Raw genomic sequence first — 16,892 nt, 5'->3', positions numbered from 1 at the left:
CCTGAATTAGCCTGTGGGTATCACAAGGGGACCTCAATGACGGGTGAAAAGGGAAACAAGCTGGCTCGGGTCATCCCGGAGGAGTCGTTGAACGAGAAGCTTGCATCCGAGCCTCAGCTGGACAAAACGAGTCAGAATCGCATCGGCGACCAGCTGCGGGCAATGTACGATGAGCTGATGCAGCAGCCCGTGCCCGACCGCTTCAAGGATCTCCTGGAGAAGCTGGAGAGAAGCAGCGGGGAGAAGGCAAAATGACTCCGGAACCGGCTCTTCGCGAGGCTCTCCTCGCTGCCGTTCCGAGCCTCCGCGCCTTTGCAATTTCCCTGTCAGGACAAGTTGATCGGGCCGATGACCTCGTTCAGGACACGCTGCTCCGCGCGCTTTCCAATCTGCATCGTTTCGAGCGCGGAACGAATCTCAACGCGTGGCTCTTCACGATCCTGCGCAACCTCTTCCACTCCGAATACCGCAAGCGCCGCCGCGAGGTGGAGGACCCGGAGGGTTCTTACGCCAGTCGCCTGAAGGTGCAGCCGGAACAGGGCGCCCGCCTCGATTTCGAGGATTTTCGCAGCGCACTTGCCAAGCTCCCGCCTGACCAAAGGGAAGCGCTTCTGCTCGTCGGCGCACAGGGATTTTCCTACGAAGAGGCCGCCAATATCTGCGGCTGCGCCGTTGGGACCATTAAAAGCCGTGTCAACAGAGCAAGGTTCCGCCTCGCCTCTCTTCTCAATGTGGACGACGTGGACGACCTCGGTCCCGACAGCATGACGCGGGCTGCCCTGCAAGGAACCGGCTAACACGGCCCGGATCACCCTTTCCTTACTCTCTGATCCCCAACCATTTCCCTTGGAAGCCTGATTTCCCTAACGTCAGACATGAAAAACGCCGCCCGGGGGGCGGCGCTTTTTTAGGTGGAGCGTGACTTACGTCAGAGAGGGTTTCGTCCACGCAGCAGTCCGATGACAGCCGAAATGGCGAACAGGACGATTGCCACGAAGAAAATGAGCTTTGCGATCTCGACCGCCGTACCGGCAATACCGCCGAAACCAAACAGAGCCGCGACCAGAGCGATAATCAGAAAAGTGACAGCCCAACCGAGCATGGTGTTACCTCGCTTACAGTGACTTCGGCCGCAGCCGATGATGCACAAACAACGCGAAGCGCGACTGTAGGGTTCCGTCTTTCTGACTCATTTCACTGCTTTCCTGACGACACATTAAGTATTGAAAGGAGACCAGAGCAGTATGGAACCGCGGTCTGATAAGCACGTTTCCCAGAACACTTGGGAGGCTATTCCAATGAATCGTTCCATTGCCATCCGCACATTTTTTATCTTTACGATCCTCACGTCTCTTGCGGCTGTCATCGGCTGGACATCCCAAGTGAAGATCGCCGAAATCGTCTTCCTGATCGGCGCTTCCTTGTCCGCAGTCATGCTCTTCTTTGTGTGGGCAGCGCCTGTTCCCGTGCCGGTACCTGTCAGGGTGCGCAACAGGCGCTAAACGCTTCCCAATTTCTTTTCATCCTGAACCGAGGGCGGCCCATCGCAAGCCGCCCTCTTTGCTGTCAGGATTCCGTCGGCTCGCCGCCATTGGGATGCAGGACGGAGCCGGTGATGTAGGACGAATCCTCGCAGGCCAGGAAAAGGAAGCTCGGCGCCACTTCATTCGGCTGTCCGGGACGTTTCAGTGGTGTATCGGCTCCGAATTTGGCGACGTGCTCAGCCGTGAAAGTCGAGGGGATAAGAGGTGTCCAGATCGGCCCCGGCGCGACCCCATTCACGCGAATGCCCTTTTCGGCGAGTTTTTTCGCCAGGGACCGCGTGACGGCCAGGATCGCTCCCTTGGTAGCGCTGTAATCGAGCAGTTCGGGGCTGCCGCGATAGGCCGTGACCGAGGTCGTGTTGATGATGGCAGAGCCTTTTCCAAGGTGCGGAAGGGCCGCCTGAGCCATGTAGAAATACCCGAAGATGTTGGTTCGGAAGGTTCGGTCGAGCTGCTCGGGGCTGATCGCCGCAATGTCCTTCTGCGGGTGCTGTTCGGCTGCGTTGTTCACAAGAATATTGAGATGCCCGAACTGCTTCAGGGTCCGCTCGACGGCCGCCTTCGCGAAATCCGGGTCGCGGACATCGCCCGCGATGGTCAGGCATTGCCGCCCCTCGCGCTCCACCAGGCGCTTTGTCTCCTGGGCGTCCTCCCCCTCGTTGAGATAGACGATGGCTACGTCTGCTCCTTCGCGGGCGAAGAGAACCGATACAGCCCGCCCGATGCCACTGTCGCCGCCTGTAATGAGCGCGACCTTCCCTTTCAGCCGGCCGCTGCCGGGAAAGCGCGGCTCGTAATCGGGCCTGGGATGCATCTCGGTTTCCCGGCCCGGCTGTTTGTCCTGGGTCTGAGGCGGCAACGTCTTGGTCTGCTGAGAGCTCATGGCATGATCCGCTTGGCGATGGGGCGCGGTCCTGCGACCGGCGCGTTCAGGGGAACGCCGGGCTCATTCATGACAAAGCCCGCGCTGGCTTCCCAACGCGGGCTTTCGAGGCGTGTTCCTGCGGAGAGCTATTCGGCCGGCTGGGCCCGCTCGGCTGCGGTCGGCTGGCCCGCATGGAGGAGGTGATAGAGAATGATGGCGCCGAAGGTCGCGGTTCCGATGCCATCCAGAGTGAACCCGCCAAGCGTGAACTTGAAATTGCCGGCCCCAAGGATCAGGGCCACCGCGACGGTGATCAGGTTGCGCGGATTGGAGAAGTCGACCCTGTTCTCGACCCAGATCCGACCGGCCGTTGCGGCGATGAGACCGAACACCACGATGGACAGGCCGCCGAGCACCGGACCCGGGATGGTGCCGATGAAGGCCCCGAACTTCGGCGAAAGGCCGAGGATGAGCGCGATGAAAGCCGCCACGATGAAGATCAGCGTGGAGTAAATGCGGGTCACTGCCATGACGCCCATGTTCTCGGCATAGGTGGTCATGCCCGTGCCGCCAGAGGCACCTGAGAGCATGGTCGCGAGCCCGTCGCCCATGAAGGCGCGGCCAAGATAGGGATCAAGATTGCGCCCGGTCATGGCGCCGATGGCCTTGATATGACCCAGGTTCTCGGCAACCAGGATCAGAGCCACCGGAGCGATCAGGCTGACGGCGCGCATGTCGAAGACCGGGCTGTGGAATTGCGGCATTCCGAACCAGGCCGCCTCGCTCACCTTCGCGTAGTCGATGGCCTGGCCGAGGCCGAGGATATTGGCGCACACATAATAGGCGAGATAGCCCACGGCGCCACCGACGAGCACCGGCAGGCGGCGCCACATGCCCGGTGCGTAGACCGCCACAAGGCCGACCGCCACGACTGTGGTGAGCGCAATCCAACGGGCGAAGTCAGAGCCTGCCTGATTGTCAGGCGTCGTGCCCGACGCACTGGAGATCGCAATGGGTGCGAGCACCAGGCCGATGGCTGCCACGATGGCGCCCGTCACCACCGGCGGCATGAGCCGCTCGATCCAGCGGTGGCCTGCCATCTGAACGACGACACCGATCAGGAAATACAGGGCACCGGCCGCGATGATGCCGCCGAGCGCCAGAGCGATATTGGGGTTAGGGCTGCCGACCGTCGCGCCGGTGGCGACGAGAACCGGCCCGATGAACGCAAAGCTCGACCCGAGATAGCTCGGCACCCGGCCGCCCACGATCACGAAGAAGAGCAGCGTCGCGATGCCGGAAAACAGGATCGATACGTTGGGATCGAACCCCATGAGGATGGGAGCGAGCACCGTGGAGCCGAACATGGCGACCACGTGCTGGAGCCCCACGACGAGCGTCTGCCCCATCGGCAGGCGCTCATCCGGCATGATGATGCCTTCCGTCTTCAACGTCCATTTTGGAAGGTAGCCTGCGGCCATTGTCCAATCCCCCGAGCAATGCAATGTCCCGCGCACCGTAGCGCCGGGACCGGGGAAATGGCTAGGTCCGGAAAGGACTTATTCACGGCCACGCGAGGCTTCGATCTGGACAAAGGAGCCGTCCGCCGTCACGTTTCGTCCTCCACGGGACGAGGATGACCATGCGGAAGGACTACACCCAGCCGGAAGGAACGGTGCACACCCTCTGGATCGACAGCGAGTGCCTGAAGGGCAACCTGCTCGGCGACCCGTCGCGGCGGCGCGTCGACGTCTATGTTCCGGCGGGCCACGACGGGAGCGGCCTTCCCCTCCTGGTGGACCTGGTCGGTTACACGGCGGGCGGCCCGGCCCACACCAACTGGAAGAATTACGGCGAGAACGTCCCGAGCGCCTCGACCGATTGATCGGCACGGGCGCCATGCCGCCGGTCGTGGTGGTATTTCCCGACTGCTTCACCCGCCTTGGTGGCAATCAGTATATCGATAGCGCCGCCACCGGCGCCTGGGAAACTTTCCTGATCCGGGAAATGCTGCCCCTCGTGGAGCGCAGCTTCGGGTGCGGCGGCGATGGGCGGCGGGGTGTTTTCGGCAAGAGCTCGGGCGGATACGGCTCCCTGGTTCACGCCTTGCGCCATGGCGGGACCGTTTGGGCCGCAGCGGCGAGCCATTCGGGCGATGTGGGCTTCGAGTTCCTCTATCACCTCGGTGAATTCGCCGGCGCGCTCCGGCACCTCGCCGATCACGGCATGTCCATCGAGACCTTCATCCGGAAGTTCGAGGCTGGCCCAAAGGCGAAGGATGCCGATTGGCACACCATAATGATCCTCGCCCAGTCCGCGACCTTCGATCCGGCCCCCGAGGCGTTCTACGGCGTGCGCCTGCCGGTCGACATGCAGACCTGCGAGCTGATCGAGGAGCGCTGGGCGAACTGGCTGCGCTGGGACCCCCTGCGCATGGTGGACGAGGAGCGGCACCAAAAGGCCCTGCGCGGCATGAAATGCCTTTATGTGGATTGTGGCGACATCGACCAGTACAACATGGTCTACGGATCGCGGATCCTCCATCGCAAGCTCGCGGCGGCCGGCATCACCCATGTCTACGAGGAGTTCCACGACAACCACTCCTCCGTGGACTACCGGATGGACATCAGCCTCCCGCTCCTCGCCAAAGCCCTGAGCTGAATTTCAGCTTAGGGCCGAGCATCATGCGCCGTCGGGCTCGTCCTCGGTGGGCAACTCGCAACGGTTGTGGATGTGAATGGCGGCCATGGCCGCATGGCCCATGGCGACGACGATCTGATCGAGGCCGCGCACGATGTCGCCGGCCGCATAGAGTCCCTTCACGCTCGTCTGGCAATGGCCGTCGACGATGAGGCCGCCGGAAGGATCGTGCTCCGCGTCCAGAGACAGGGCGAGATCGGAACGGTATTTGAGACCGAGGGCGGAATAGAGCACGTCGAAATGCAGCTCCTTGCCACCCGCATGCAGTGCTGCGATCCGGTCACCCTCAAGATCGAGACGCTCCACTGGGGCCTCGACCACCTTAACGCCGAGGGCATCGAGCTCGCCCTGCCGCCTCAGGGGCTTTTCGAGAGGCTGCCCGAGGGTGAGGAGCGTCACGTCACGCGAATATGTGCGTGCGATGAAGATCGCCTCGCCGAGGCCCCGGTCGCCGTAACCGATCACCGCAATGCGGCGGTCGCGGGATTCGTAGCCGTCACAGATCGGGCAATACCGCACGAGACCGCGCTGGATCGCATTGGGCAGGTCGGGCAGGTCGGGCTCGATATCGACGCCGCCCGTGGCAAGAAGAACGTACCTTGCAGAAATCTGGCGGCTGCCGCCCTCCCCTTCGGTGACGGCGACGAACCGATCCGGCTGCCTGCGCAGACCCGAAACCGTCCCTATGGTAGGCGCGACCCCATATTGCGCAAGCGTGTCCCGCTGGCGGGCCAGCAGGTCCGGACCGGAGATGCCGCTCGCAAAGACGGGGATATTATGACTTTTCGGAATCCAGGCCGCCCGCTGCGCTCCGCTGTCGATGAGCACGAAGTTCCGTCGAAGCCTCGCCAGATAGAGGGCCGCCGTCAGACCCGCAGGACCGCCTCCCACGATAAGGCAATCGAGAAGCTTTTCGTCAGACCCCATTCCCCGTCCACTTTCGTTTGGTTGTGTCCAACCCAACCCGCGAAACTGGAAAAAGATCAGAGAGACCCTCTCGGAACAGTGCCGGGATCGTATCAGCGCTGTCTGATCGGGTTCTGACCGGAATAGGCGCAACCAGAGCCGGCCCCGGCCCGCCCTCTCCTCCGGTCACTCCTTCAGCAGGCCGCGCCGGGCGAGGTTCGCCATGAGCGCGCCGATGCCGAAGGTCCAGGGCTCGCATTCCGAGCTCGGTCGGATGCGGTTCGTCAGGGCGCCGAGCTGAGGCGCCGCAATGGTGACGATGTCGCCCGGCTTGTGGGTAAAGCCCATCCCGGGCTCGTCCCGGTCCTGCGTCGGCGCAAACATGGTGCCCAGGAACAGCACGAACCCGTCCGGGTACTGGTGGTTTGCCCCAATCGTCTGCGCCACCAGATCCTCCGGGTCGCGGCTGATCTTCGCGATGGAAGAGGATCCCTCAAGCTTGAAGCCGTCTTGTCCCTCGACCGTCAAGGTCACGGTCGTGCGGCGCACATCGTCCAGCGAGAAGCTCTCGTCGAAAAAGCGAATAAAGGGGCCGATGGCGCAGGAAGCGTTGTTATCCTTGGCCTTGGACAGGAGGAGGGCCGAACGGCCTTCGAAATCCCGCAGGTTGACGTCGTTGCCCAGGCTCGCGCCGACGATACGCCCCTCCCCGGAAACCAAAAGCACAACCTCAGGCTCCGGATTATTCCAGGTCGATTTGGGATGCACGCCTGCATCCATCAGGGAGCCCACTGCCGAGAGAGTCGGCGCCTTGGTGAAGATCTCGGCGTCAGGACCGATCCCGACCTCGAGATACTGGCTCCAGGCGCCCTGCGCCACCAGGACCGCTTTCAGGTCCATGGCCTCTTTGGAGCCGGGCTTGAGACGGCTGAGATCGTCGCCCACCAGACGGGTCACTTCGGCCCTGATGGCTGCCGCGGAGGCCGCATCACCCCGCGCCCGCTCCTCGATGACACGCTCCAGCATCGAGACCGCGAAGGTCACCCCGGCCGCCTTAATCACCTGAAGGTCGATCGGCGCCAGAAGCCAGGGCTTGGCCGGGTCGCGCCTCTCGGGCGGCGTATTGGCAAGGATGTCCTCAAGGGAGCCAATGCGCTCGCCAGACATATTCTTCACCGCCGAGGCTGGGTCGGGAAGTGCCGCAAGCGAACTTATGGTGGCGCAGGCGGCCGAGAGGTCGAAGACCCCCTCGTCCCGGATAGACACCACACAGGGGCCGACGCCCGGGCGCCAGGCCCGGCCCGCCAGGGCGCCGCTACACCCGTCTGCCGGAAGCGCCTTCAAGAGATCATTCTGCAACAAATTCTCGCCCATCCCGATTCCCGCTCCCTGAGAGGCATGCATATTGCCCGGGAATTGCACCGCTTGTCTCCCCTGAAGGAGAGGCCCTCGACCCGGATCACAGCAGGCGCGGCGGCTCGGGCGGAAGAGCATTCTCGTGGGCAAGGAGCCATCGTTTCCGGTGGAGACCACCGCCATAGCCTGTGAGCGCTCCATTAGCGCCGATGACCCGATGGCAGGGCACCACGACGCTGATGGGATTGGCCCCGTTGGCGAGACCGACGGCCCGAACTGCCTTCGGCATCCCGAGCCTTGCGGCAAGCGCGCTGTAACTCACGGTCGCCCCGAACGGGATGTCCGCCAGCGCCCTCCAGACCGTCCGCTGGAAGGGTGTACCGCCGGTCGCCCAGGCGAGCCCCGACAGGGCGGCTTGGTCACTCTCGAAATATGCCGAGATCGCCCTCCCCACGGGAGCCGGAACCTGGCCGGCCTCAAGAGGCAGGGCGCCATACTGGGACCGAAGGGATCGGAGCATCCTCTCCTCAAAATCCGCAAAGAAGAGGGCCCGCAGGACATCCCTTTCGTCCACCGCCACGAGCGCATCGCCGAGCGGCGTCTCGATCTGGCTGACCACGAGGCGTACTGGCAATGCCGGTTCCATAATCCCCCTCCGCAAGCTCCGAACGAAACCGTTCCAAAGCGCTCCAATCCCACGACCCCAGGAGCCATGATGGCAATGCCACAAGCCGCCGTCTCGCGATTTTCGGACGTGATGGATGAGGGCGGTAACAATTGGCAGATGGCCAAGGAAGCAACCCAGTGCTTCGAGCTGGCAAGGTCATAGAGGATTTGCGGAAGAACGATGGCTGGGGCGCCAGGATTCGAACCTGGGAATGGCGGTACCAAAAACCGCTGCCTTACCGCTTGGCGACGCCCCAATGCTTCGCGAAGTGGGGTGTACATAATCGTCTCGAACTGGGCTGGCAACTAGGTTTTCGCCACTGCGGCGATCTCACGGCCAAGCTCGTTTTCCCTCTTGCGGCCCAGGATGCCCCCCGCTATAAGACCGGCCTTCCCGATGATTTCGGTGTCGGAGTGTAGCGCAGTCTGGTAGCGCACCACGTTCGGGACGTGGGGGTCGCAGGTTCAAATCCTGCCACTCCGACCATTTCTTGAATTTCCAAGAGCGAAGAAGTGAGGCTCGCCCAGGAGCCCTGTCACTTCCATAGAACTTGTGCCGAACTCCAAGCAGCACGCCATCTCCCGTTATATTATCCATCCACGAACCCTTCGGGCCCTAGCGCAGATCTAGCTGCGCGGGACAGTGCACCTTCCGAGAAGACGCTGAGCCCAGGACAAGGTTCGCACCTCTCCTCCCTGACCGAGAAATCAGGCAGGCATCCTTCATACAAGACTGGATGCTCTTACGATTTACTCGTCTCGGACGGCCGCTTATTCACGAAATCCAAATAACCTTATGTCTAATTTCCGATCCATGGCTAAGCGGTAAAAGGCGTTAGAGGGGTGCTGGTGATCCCAAATGAAATTTGCCTTGACCAAGCTCCGCCTCAACCTGATCGCTGGCCTCATTGCATTAGGCATCCTCGCGATTTCAGCGCATACGTTGAGGAACGATTACCTCGACACCTGGCAAGAGGCCGAGAACTCCTCCAGGAACCTGCTCACGGCCATTGCGCGCGACCTCGGAAGCGATCTCGATCTACTGGACCTGTCACTGAAGGGTGTCATTGAAGGTCTTCGCTATATCGGATTTCAGAGGCTCCCGCCCGATCTGCAGCACCGGGTCTTATTTGATCGTGTCGCGACAGCCTCCCTCATGGGGTCGCTCGTTGTCGTAAACGAGGCCGGCGAACTCATCGCAGATGCGGGTCCCGTGATCGCGCCGCGGTCCTTCAACCTGGCCGACAACGAATCCTTCGTTGTGCACAAGGCGAACTCCTACATCGGGCTTTACGTCAGTCGTCCGTTCAAGGACCCGCTGAGGAACGGGGAGCTGAGCCTCGGCCTGAGCCGGAGGCTTTCCTATTCGGATGGACGCTTTGCAGGGGTGGTGATGGGCTTTCTTCCTCTCCACACCGTCAACCAGCTGTTCAACGACCTCAGGCTGGGAAAGCATGGCACAATCAATCTCTTCCGAGGGGATGGAATTCTCCTGACCCGTCATCCTTTCGACACCTCTCAGATAAACCAGAATCTCGGTACCTCCCTGCAGGTCCAGCGTCTTCTGCACGCGCCCAACGGTACCCTTGATTCCGTGTCTCCTATCGATCAGGTCCGCCGCATCATTTCGTTTCAGCGGCTCGATGATCAACCGCTCGTCCTGACGGTTGCGCTGTCCGTGGATGAATTTCTCGCTGCTTGGAGGGTCAAGGCGATTGTCATGAGCCTCATGACGGGGATCCTCTGCTTTGCCGTGGTTGGCCTGACCGTCCTGTTCCAGCGAGAGCTGAAACGGCGCACGAAAGCTGAGACGAAACTAAGAAGGCTTGCCAGAACGGACGACCTGACCGGCCTTCTGAACCGGCGTGGCTTTCGGGAAATCTTCGAGCGCGAATGGCGACAGGCGATCCGCTCGGGGTCATCGATTTCTCTTCTCTATATCGACGCGGATTACTTTAAGAGTTTCAACGACCGCTATGGGCATGGAAAAGGCGACGACGTGCTTCGAACGATCGCGCACATGCTCAACGCGAACATACAGCGCCCGCGGGATGTCTCCGCTCGACACGGCGGCGAAGAATTCGCCATTGTACTGCCCGAGACGGATGCGTCCGGTGCACGCATGGTTGCCGAGAACATCCGGCAAGCCATCATGGCGCTGGGCATCGCTCACGAGGGAAGCCCTTATCACATTGTGACCGTCAGCATTGGCGTTGCTTCGGCACGCCCGCCGCGGGGTAGCATGGCGGCAATTCTCTTCGAGGCTGCCGACACAGCTCTCTATAAGGCCAAAGCGGCGGGTCGGAACAACGTCTGCGGTTTCGAGACAGTGACCTCAGGGTGAGGGAAGGCTCGGTCTTCCGCGCGTACTGTAATTCGTTTGATCCGCACGATGAACTTCAGTGTTCGACCGAAGCGATAATGTTCTCTGGCCACGCGTGGTGAACCGGCAAGTCCAATCCGAATCCGTAATCATGTTGCAACATTGTCCCGCGCGACGCCTGCACACACCGCAAAATGCTACGGTTTATTGTAACATATAATTCCCCATTATCGCCGTGGACACTCCTCAAAACAAAGCTTTGCGCCTCCCTGCCGAACGCGCAAAATAGATTAACGCCACGCAACCCAAGTCTTTCGAGCGCGCTTTGCGTGGACGGCATTGTGCTACACACAGGAGCAACTCATGGAAAAGAAGTATTCTTTCAATCAGAGCGGGCCTATGCTTTCGCAGGGCCTCTCGCCCCATCGCTTGCCCAGACCCATCGAGCAGGATTGGACTCCAACTTACGCCAATCTTGATCTTTCCCTCGACGAGATGGAGCGGATTTTCTGGTGCCATCTGAACTCTGAGGACAGACCCAGCGTCACGCCTGGTCTGCTCCGCGACGTTACGGCCATGCAGACCCTCCTGCGTCAGCGGCTCTCGGACACCCCCGAAGCAGAGCGACCGTTCGATTTTCTCGTCGTTGGCTCCCGTACCCCGGGTGTCTTCAATCTCGGTGGCGATCTTCGCCTTTTTGCGGAGGCCGTTCGGAAGCAGCAGCGGCTTTGTCTCCAGACCTATGCATATAGCTGCGTCGATATCATCTACAACAATCTCAGCAGCTACGGGCATCCGGTCGTCACGATTGCGCTGGTACAGGGAGATGCCCTGGGGGGCGGTTTCGAGACCGCCTTGTCTTGCAATGTCATTGTTGCTGAGCGCAGCGCCAAGTTCGGCTTGCCCGAGGTCCTGTTTAACCTGTTCCCGGGCATGGGCGCCTACAGCCTCATCGCTCGCCGCCTCGGCGCGATCGAAGCGGAGCGGATGATCTTAAGCGGGAAGATCTACACCGCCGAGGAGCTGCACCAGAAAGGGCTTGTCGATATCCTCGCGGAAGATGGTTACGGCGAAGAGGCCGTCAGGGAATACGTCCATCAACACCAGCGCCGCCACAATGCTCTCCAGGCAGTCTTCAAAGCGAGACACCAAGTCTCTCCCATCACGCTCGAAGAGCTCCGCCACGTGACCGACACGTGGGTCGAGGCCGCCCTGCGGCTAACACCTTCCGACCTGCGGAAGATGGAGCGCCTGGCATCCGCTCAGGATCGCCGTTGCAATTTGGGACCGGCTCCCGGAATGCTCATCGCCGCCGAATGATCCATCTGCCACCTGAACCCGCGCGAACCATGACCGCCCGAAAATCGCTGTTCGGCGGATCCCGCGAGAACTGCAACTCTTGGCGAGACGGATTTCTCTGTCTTGCCAGGACGTTCAATGATCGTCCGATGGGCGACGGTCTATGATCAAGAAGGGCTTGCTCACATAATCTCGCAGGAAGATGGAACGTGCGGCTTCAAAGTCCGAACGCAATCCTGAGACGATTTCGCCGCCATGGTTCTTGAGATCACTTGCCGATCTCGGCCGCCAACGGCGGCAACGTTCGGCGAGGCCGTGCACACCGACATTGCCTGACCCGCTTTGCAGAGCGTGCACCTGCTCGTTGAAGCCGGGCACGTCGCCTCGATCCACGGCGGCCTGGAGTTGATCGAGAATGACGCCACCATCCGTCAGGAAGGCGGAGATGACTTCTTCCAGAAAGGTCTCGCCCCCGAGAATCTTCAAGTTCTCCAACATTCCGAAATCGACGAGATCGTGACTGCCGAGATGGGGTGCTACTTGAGTAGCTTCAGGAACTTGAACGGGCTGCGCCTGCGGCTGGCCTGCCGTGAGTTCGTCGATCCGATCGAGGAGAACGGGAGCACTGACAGGCTTGGTCAAGCAGGCATCCATGCCCGCCTCCTTCGCTCTCAATGCCGCAGATAGGGTGGCATCCGCGGTCAGACCGACAATCGGGACATAGCGCTCCCCCAGGGATGCCATTCGGTAGAGCTTGGTCGCCTCGATACCGTCCATCACAGGCATGTTGAGGTCCATTACGACAAGGTCGAAGCTATGGCGCTCCAGGCTGTCCAGGGCCTGCTCCCCATCCTCGACGAGCGAGACCTCATGGCCGCCCGCTTCCAGAATGCGACTGATGACCTTCTGGTTCACTCGGTTGTCATCGGCCAATAGAATGCGCAGGCTGCGTTCGCGTCGGCGGATCAGCGGCTGCCGTACGGCGACGGTGGCCTGCCCTCCCCTAACGAAGCGCATCGCAGCCGTTAGATCAGAGAGAAGGGCATCGCGGCTCAGGACGGCCGAGACGCTTTTCCTAACGACGGGCTGGGTTGCATCCATCGACGGAGCCCCAACAAGAAAGACCCCATAGGGATTGGCAGCCTCGATCTCGGCGAGCTTGAGCGGCCCTTCGCTGGAAATCACCGCAAGGCCACGGTCCCCTACGAGCAGAACAATCCGCCGCTGGATTTGGCCCGCCGTAGGAGACTTGAGGATACGCGCTGCCTGCAGAACGTCCTCGCATTTCCTAACCGAGCCGCAAGCCTGGCCTAGCCGCTCCTCAACCCAGCGCAGCTGATCGTCATCGCCGCCAAGCAGGACAACCTCCACGTCCTGGAGATCGACCTCACGTTCATCCTGGGTATCGGAGAGTGCCATCGGCAGCGTAAAGCTGAACGTGCTTCCCCGGCCGGGTACGCTCTCGACGGTGATCTCGCCCCCTTGCAGGCGGACGAGATGCTGGGAGATGGCAAGACCGAGACCCGTTCCGCCGAAGCGATTCAGGATCGTCTCGTCGGCCTGGGTAAACCTCTCAAAAATCCGCCTTCGGGCGCTCGCCTCAATGCCAATCCCCGTATCGCTCACGTCGAAGCGGAGCGACACCAGATTGCGGGTCGGGGCGCCGTCCACGAACAGGTCCACCCTGCCCTGTTCGGTGAACTTCACGGCATTGCCGATCAGGTTGAGAAGAACCTCTCTCAGTCGACGCTCGTCTCCAAGCAAAAAAGAAGGTGTTCGCGGCGTGACATGAAGGTGGAATCGAAGCCCTTTGGCTCCTGCCTGAAGGGACGCGACCTCCCGTACCTGCGACAGCATCCGGCTCAGGTGGAACGGCGCCGAATTTATCGTAATCTTGCCGGCTTCGATGCTGGCGAAATCCAACAGGTCGTCGATGAGGGCAAGAAGCGCCTTCGATGATGTCCTGACGGTTTCAACCATTTCGCGCTGATCTGCACGCAGCGACGTGTCGTTGAGAAGGTCTGCCATCCCTACGACTGCGTTGAGCGGGGTTCGTAGCTCGTGGCTGACACTGGCCAGGAACTGGGTCTTTGCCCGGTTGGCCTGCTCCGCAAGCTCACGTGCCTGCGACAGGCTCCTGATGAGGGTCGCGGCATAAAGAGGAAGGATGATCACTCCACCCAGAAGGCCGAGGCCCAGCGGCTGGTTCTGCAACCAGTATTCCGCCGATTGGGTGACGAGCAGAAAGCCGAGCGCTCCGACGAATGTGCCAAAATAGAGATACCTGACGCCGTACCGGAAGCCGTTGCCGAGGATAATCCAGTAATAAAACGGATAGAGGATGGTGACGTACTCTCCGCCGGCATAAAGGCCGATGGATAAAAGCCCAAGATCGACGCCAATTGCCGCGACGCGGCGGACAACCGAGATCCCGGGCCTGGCGAGGAGATGAATGGACAGGACAGACGCCGCGCACAGATAGGCCAGCGCGATCATCCGTGCTTCAAACGTCTGCTCGGCAAAGCCGGGCATGATGAGCCACACATAGACGAAGATGGCTAGGCTTATGATCTGCCGGTTGATCGTGATCTCATGCTCACGATCAGGGCGGTTTTGGAACCATCGACGCCAGTGCGAGATTGAATCGAACACGCGCGCTCCTGATCATCGCCTATGGGCAGAGCCCATATCAGACGGATGTTCCGCCGGAGTTCTGTTGGAGAATGCGCTGCAGGCACTCCTCGGCAGCCAAAGGCTTGCTGAAATAATAACCCTGGATTTCGTCACAGTCCTCCTGACGAAGGAAGGCCAGCTGCTCCTCGTTTTCAACGCCTTCGGCGACGACACGCAAATCCAGACCATGGCCAAGCCGGATTATGGCGCGCGTGATGGCCGCATCGGCCTTGCTGTGGGGAAGATTGCACACAAAGCTACGGTCAATCTTCAGAGCATCGATCGGCAGCTCCTTCGCCAGTCCCAGGGAAGAGAATCCGGTCCCAAAGTCGTCGAGCGCAATACTGACCCCAGCCTCCTTAAGCAGTCTGAGATTGCCCGCTGCATCTTCGATCTGGTCGACGAAAGCACTTTCCGTCAGCTCGATTTCCAGCTTAGCCAGATCATCGCCTATCTCGTCGCGGATAGACCTCAGGCTCTCCCAGGTTTTCGACCTGTTAAACTGAGAAGGAGAGATATTAACGGCAAGACGAAGTTCTCCGATCCCCCGCCTTCGCCACTCAGCCAGCTGCCGACAGGCAGCCCGCAGCACCCAGTCCGAGATGTCGGGCATCAAGCCACTTTCCTCGGCAACCGGCAGGAACGCTCCGGGCATCAGCAGCCCGCGTTCCGGGTGCTGCCACCGTATCAAGGCCTCGACACCGATGATCTGGCCTGACTGCAGGTTCAGCTGCGGTTGGTAATGGAGGACGAATTCGTTTCGCTTGAGGGCTTCCCTGATGCCGGCCTCAAGCCATGCGAACTCGTCCATGCGAGCCCGCAGGTCCTCGGAGAAGACATGATATCGATTCCGGCCCTTGGATTTCGCCTGGTACATGGAAAGGTCGGCATTCTTGAGGATCTCATTGACGTCGGATCCATCGCGCCCCACGAAGGCGATGCCTAGGCTGGCAGTCGTATTCACATAGCGTTGGCCGACCTTGATGGGCTTTGCCAAGGCGGAGATGATCCTGGAGGCGAGCTGCTCCGCCTCCCATCTTTCCGTGATGTCTTCCTGCAGCAATGCAAACTCGTCGCCTCCCAGGCGTACCAGTGTCACACCGACACCGCACAGGGGCCGCAACAGACCCGAAACGGCTTGCAGCAGCTGATCGCCAAAGGAATGACCGAGCGTATCGTTGATGCTCTTGAATCGATCCAGATCCAGAAGGTGAAGCGCGCCTAACTGGCCCGTCTCCGAGCTGTCATGACTTGCCAGAATTTCCTGCAGACGGTTGCTGAGAAAGGTCCTGTTCGGCAAGCCCGTCAGAGCGTCATGCTGGGCCAGGTGACGGAGGCGCTCCTGTGCCTGCTTCTGCTCCGTGATGTCGAGCGAGGTCGTGAGAATCCCGATAAGCGATCCACTCTCGTTGAAGAGTGGCGACTTGGTGGTCAGGAAGGATCGGGGAAAGCCATCAGGATCGAGGAGCCGCTCCTCAAACCCGGGGCTGACTTGGCCGCGCGTGCGGGCAGCCTCCTCCGCAGCCTTGTTGCGTTCCAAGTCGGACCCGGACAGGAGGTCAGACGGCTTGAGACCGACACAGTCCGCAGGATCCCTTTTCGCATAGACTGCGAACATCGCATTGACGAAGACACACTGCCCGTCGAGGTTCGTTGCGCTGATGAGCGCCGGAACCGTATCGATCACCTGTGCCAGTTGCTCATGGCCATGACGAAGCGCCTTTTGCCGTGAGGTTTCACTCTCCCAAAGACGACGCTCGAGTCTCCTGGCCTCTTGCCTGATCTTCTGCTGCTGCTGCCGCAGCCTCAGCAGATTCCGGGCGCGGCTGATGAACTCGTCGTGGCTGACGGGGGTCTGCATGAAGTCCGTCGCCCCTGCCTCAAGGGCGTTCAGACGAAAGCTCCGGTCCTCATATGCGGTCAGGACAATGATCGGAACCTCTGCCACGTCGGGGAGCGCACGCAGCCGACGGGTCAGGTCGGCCCCGTCCATGCCGGGCATCTTGAAGTCAGTGATGACAAGATCGGGCGTATGGGTCTTTGCCCAGTCCAGCATCTCGAACGGGCTGCTAAAAGTCTTAACAGAAGCATCCTCGTCAACGAGGCTCGCCAGCTTGGAATAAATCCGCCGGTTGCTGCCTTGATCGTCCACGACGACTAACAACGCCATGATTGACTACGCCTTTAAAAGGAAGAACGGGACATCTCACGATATCCCGTTACGATTGGTGGTCCTCGATAGTTGCGAGCCTTATAGATAGGTCGCGCCGCACATTCGATCATGCATCCGCCATGTCTTTGGATGACCCTGATCCATCCATGGTAACTGATTAGTGTAGAATGGCTCAAACATCGCCATCCTATCTGGAACCGGCTCGCCTTTGAAGGTCGCATCAGCTCATGTGGGCTCAGGACGATATGAAGGTGGGCAATGAATGCCTTCCTTCATCGCAACGATACGTCGATACATAAAGCTCGGCAGCTCGGCAGCACGCCTGCAGTTCCACAAGCTTAACCCATACACCGAGCTCCAAACCCCGATGTGATGACAGGGAGCCCG

15 protein-coding genes and 2 tRNA genes are annotated in these 16,892 nt (G+C 60.6%); 8 read left to right on the top strand and 9 right to left on the bottom strand.

The genetic code is table 11. From position 1 onward, the window contains the following. Window positions 1-36: 36 nt before the first annotated feature. Window positions 37-255, top strand: a complete 219-nt coding sequence (locus C4E04_RS21100) for a NepR family anti-sigma factor (RefSeq protein ID WP_174219260.1) — start codon at window positions 37-39, stop codon at window positions 253-255. After that, window positions 252-797 (top strand): sigma-70 family RNA polymerase sigma factor, encoded by a 546-nt coding sequence (locus C4E04_RS07175; RefSeq protein ID WP_174219259.1) that lies wholly within the window; start codon window positions 252-254, stop codon window positions 795-797. The genes C4E04_RS21100 and C4E04_RS07175 overlap by 4 nt, the downstream gene beginning before the upstream one ends. A 131-nt stretch (window positions 798-928) precedes the next feature. Here C4E04_RS07175 and C4E04_RS07170 read toward each other — a convergent pair whose 3' ends face one another. Further along, window positions 929-1,102, bottom strand: coding sequence for a DUF1328 domain-containing protein (locus tag C4E04_RS07170; RefSeq protein WP_109596226.1), 174 nt, complete (start codon window positions 1,100-1,102; stop codon window positions 929-931). A gap of 196 nt (window positions 1,103-1,298) precedes the next feature. Between C4E04_RS07170 and C4E04_RS07165 the strand changes: the two genes are divergently transcribed. Further along, window positions 1,299-1,502 (top strand): hypothetical protein, encoded by a 204-nt coding sequence (locus C4E04_RS07165; protein WP_162559309.1) that lies wholly within the window; start codon window positions 1,299-1,301, stop codon window positions 1,500-1,502. A 64-nt stretch (window positions 1,503-1,566) separates the two neighbouring features. Here C4E04_RS07165 and C4E04_RS07160 read toward each other — a convergent pair whose 3' ends face one another. Both C4E04_RS07160 and C4E04_RS07155 read right to left on the bottom strand, forming a co-directional pair. Then, window positions 1,567-2,427: an SDR family oxidoreductase gene (locus C4E04_RS07160; RefSeq protein ID WP_109596222.1), complete on the bottom strand. Its 861-nt coding sequence runs from the start codon at window positions 2,425-2,427 to the stop codon at window positions 1,567-1,569. A gap of 128 nt (window positions 2,428-2,555) precedes the next feature. Beyond that, window positions 2,556-3,890 (bottom strand): solute carrier family 23 protein, encoded by a 1,335-nt coding sequence (locus C4E04_RS07155; RefSeq protein ID WP_109596220.1) that lies wholly within the window; start codon window positions 3,888-3,890, stop codon window positions 2,556-2,558. 161 nt (window positions 3,891-4,051) lie between these two features. Here C4E04_RS07155 and C4E04_RS21165 point away from each other — a divergent pair, with 161 nt between their 5' ends. Next, the gene (locus tag C4E04_RS21165) at window positions 4,052-4,294 is read left to right on the top strand and encodes a hypothetical protein (RefSeq protein ID WP_210204604.1); all 243 of its coding nucleotides are present in this window, start codon (window positions 4,052-4,054) and stop codon (window positions 4,292-4,294) included. After that, on the top strand, window positions 4,291-5,070 hold the full coding sequence (locus C4E04_RS07150) for an alpha/beta hydrolase family protein (RefSeq protein ID WP_210204603.1): 780 nt from the start codon (window positions 4,291-4,293) through the stop codon (window positions 5,068-5,070). Before C4E04_RS21165 ends, C4E04_RS07150 begins: the two co-directional genes overlap by 4 nt. Window positions 5,071-5,091: 21 nt before the next feature. Here C4E04_RS07150 and C4E04_RS07145 read toward each other — a convergent pair whose 3' ends face one another. The 4 genes from C4E04_RS07145 to C4E04_RS07130 form a co-directional block, all read right to left on the bottom strand. Next, entirely contained in the window at window positions 5,092-6,036 is a 945-nt protein-coding gene (locus C4E04_RS07145; protein WP_109596218.1) for an NAD(P)/FAD-dependent oxidoreductase, read from the bottom strand. A 165-nt stretch (window positions 6,037-6,201) separates the two neighbouring features. After that, window positions 6,202-7,389, bottom strand: a complete 1,188-nt coding sequence (locus C4E04_RS07140; RefSeq protein ID WP_109596216.1) for a fumarylacetoacetate hydrolase family protein — start codon at window positions 7,387-7,389, stop codon at window positions 6,202-6,204. A gap of 85 nt (window positions 7,390-7,474) precedes the next feature. After that, entirely contained in the window at window positions 7,475-8,017 is a 543-nt protein-coding gene (locus C4E04_RS07135) for a methylated-DNA--[protein]-cysteine S-methyltransferase (protein WP_109596214.1), read from the bottom strand. A gap of 202 nt (window positions 8,018-8,219) precedes the next feature. Next, a tRNA-Gln gene (locus C4E04_RS07130) sits at window positions 8,220-8,294 on the bottom strand. Between the two features lie 153 nt (window positions 8,295-8,447). Between C4E04_RS07130 and C4E04_RS07125 the strand changes: the two genes are divergently transcribed. From C4E04_RS07125 to C4E04_RS07115, 3 genes are all read left to right on the top strand, one after another. Next, window positions 8,448-8,524, top strand: a tRNA-Pro gene (locus tag C4E04_RS07125). Between the two features lie 384 nt (window positions 8,525-8,908). Further along, window positions 8,909-10,381, top strand: coding sequence for a diguanylate cyclase (locus C4E04_RS07120; protein ID WP_162559308.1), 1,473 nt, complete (start codon window positions 8,909-8,911; stop codon window positions 10,379-10,381). 342 nt (window positions 10,382-10,723) lie between these two features. Continuing rightward, window positions 10,724-11,680 carry a crotonase/enoyl-CoA hydratase family protein gene (locus C4E04_RS07115; protein ID WP_109596209.1) on the top strand — a complete coding sequence of 319 codons (957 nt, stop codon included), beginning with the start codon at window positions 10,724-10,726 and terminating at the stop codon, window positions 11,678-11,680. 114 nt (window positions 11,681-11,794) lie between these two features. On the opposite strand, the gene C4E04_RS07110 is transcribed toward C4E04_RS07115, so the two are convergent. Together C4E04_RS07110 and C4E04_RS07105 are read right to left on the bottom strand one after the other, a co-directional pair. After that, window positions 11,795-14,311: an ATP-binding protein gene (locus tag C4E04_RS07110; RefSeq protein ID WP_109596207.1), complete on the bottom strand. Its 2,517-nt coding sequence runs from the start codon at window positions 14,309-14,311 to the stop codon at window positions 11,795-11,797. 37 nt (window positions 14,312-14,348) lie between these two features. Next, window positions 14,349-16,502: an EAL domain-containing protein gene (locus tag C4E04_RS07105; protein ID WP_109596205.1), complete on the bottom strand. Its 2,154-nt coding sequence runs from the start codon at window positions 16,500-16,502 to the stop codon at window positions 14,349-14,351. Between the last annotated feature and the right edge of the window lie 390 nt (window positions 16,503-16,892).

This window comes from Microvirga sp. 17 mud 1-3 (assembly GCF_003151255.1).
Taxonomy (GTDB): domain Bacteria; phylum Pseudomonadota; class Alphaproteobacteria; order Rhizobiales; family Beijerinckiaceae; genus Microvirga.
This window is presented reverse-complemented; position numbering and strand designations above follow the sequence as displayed.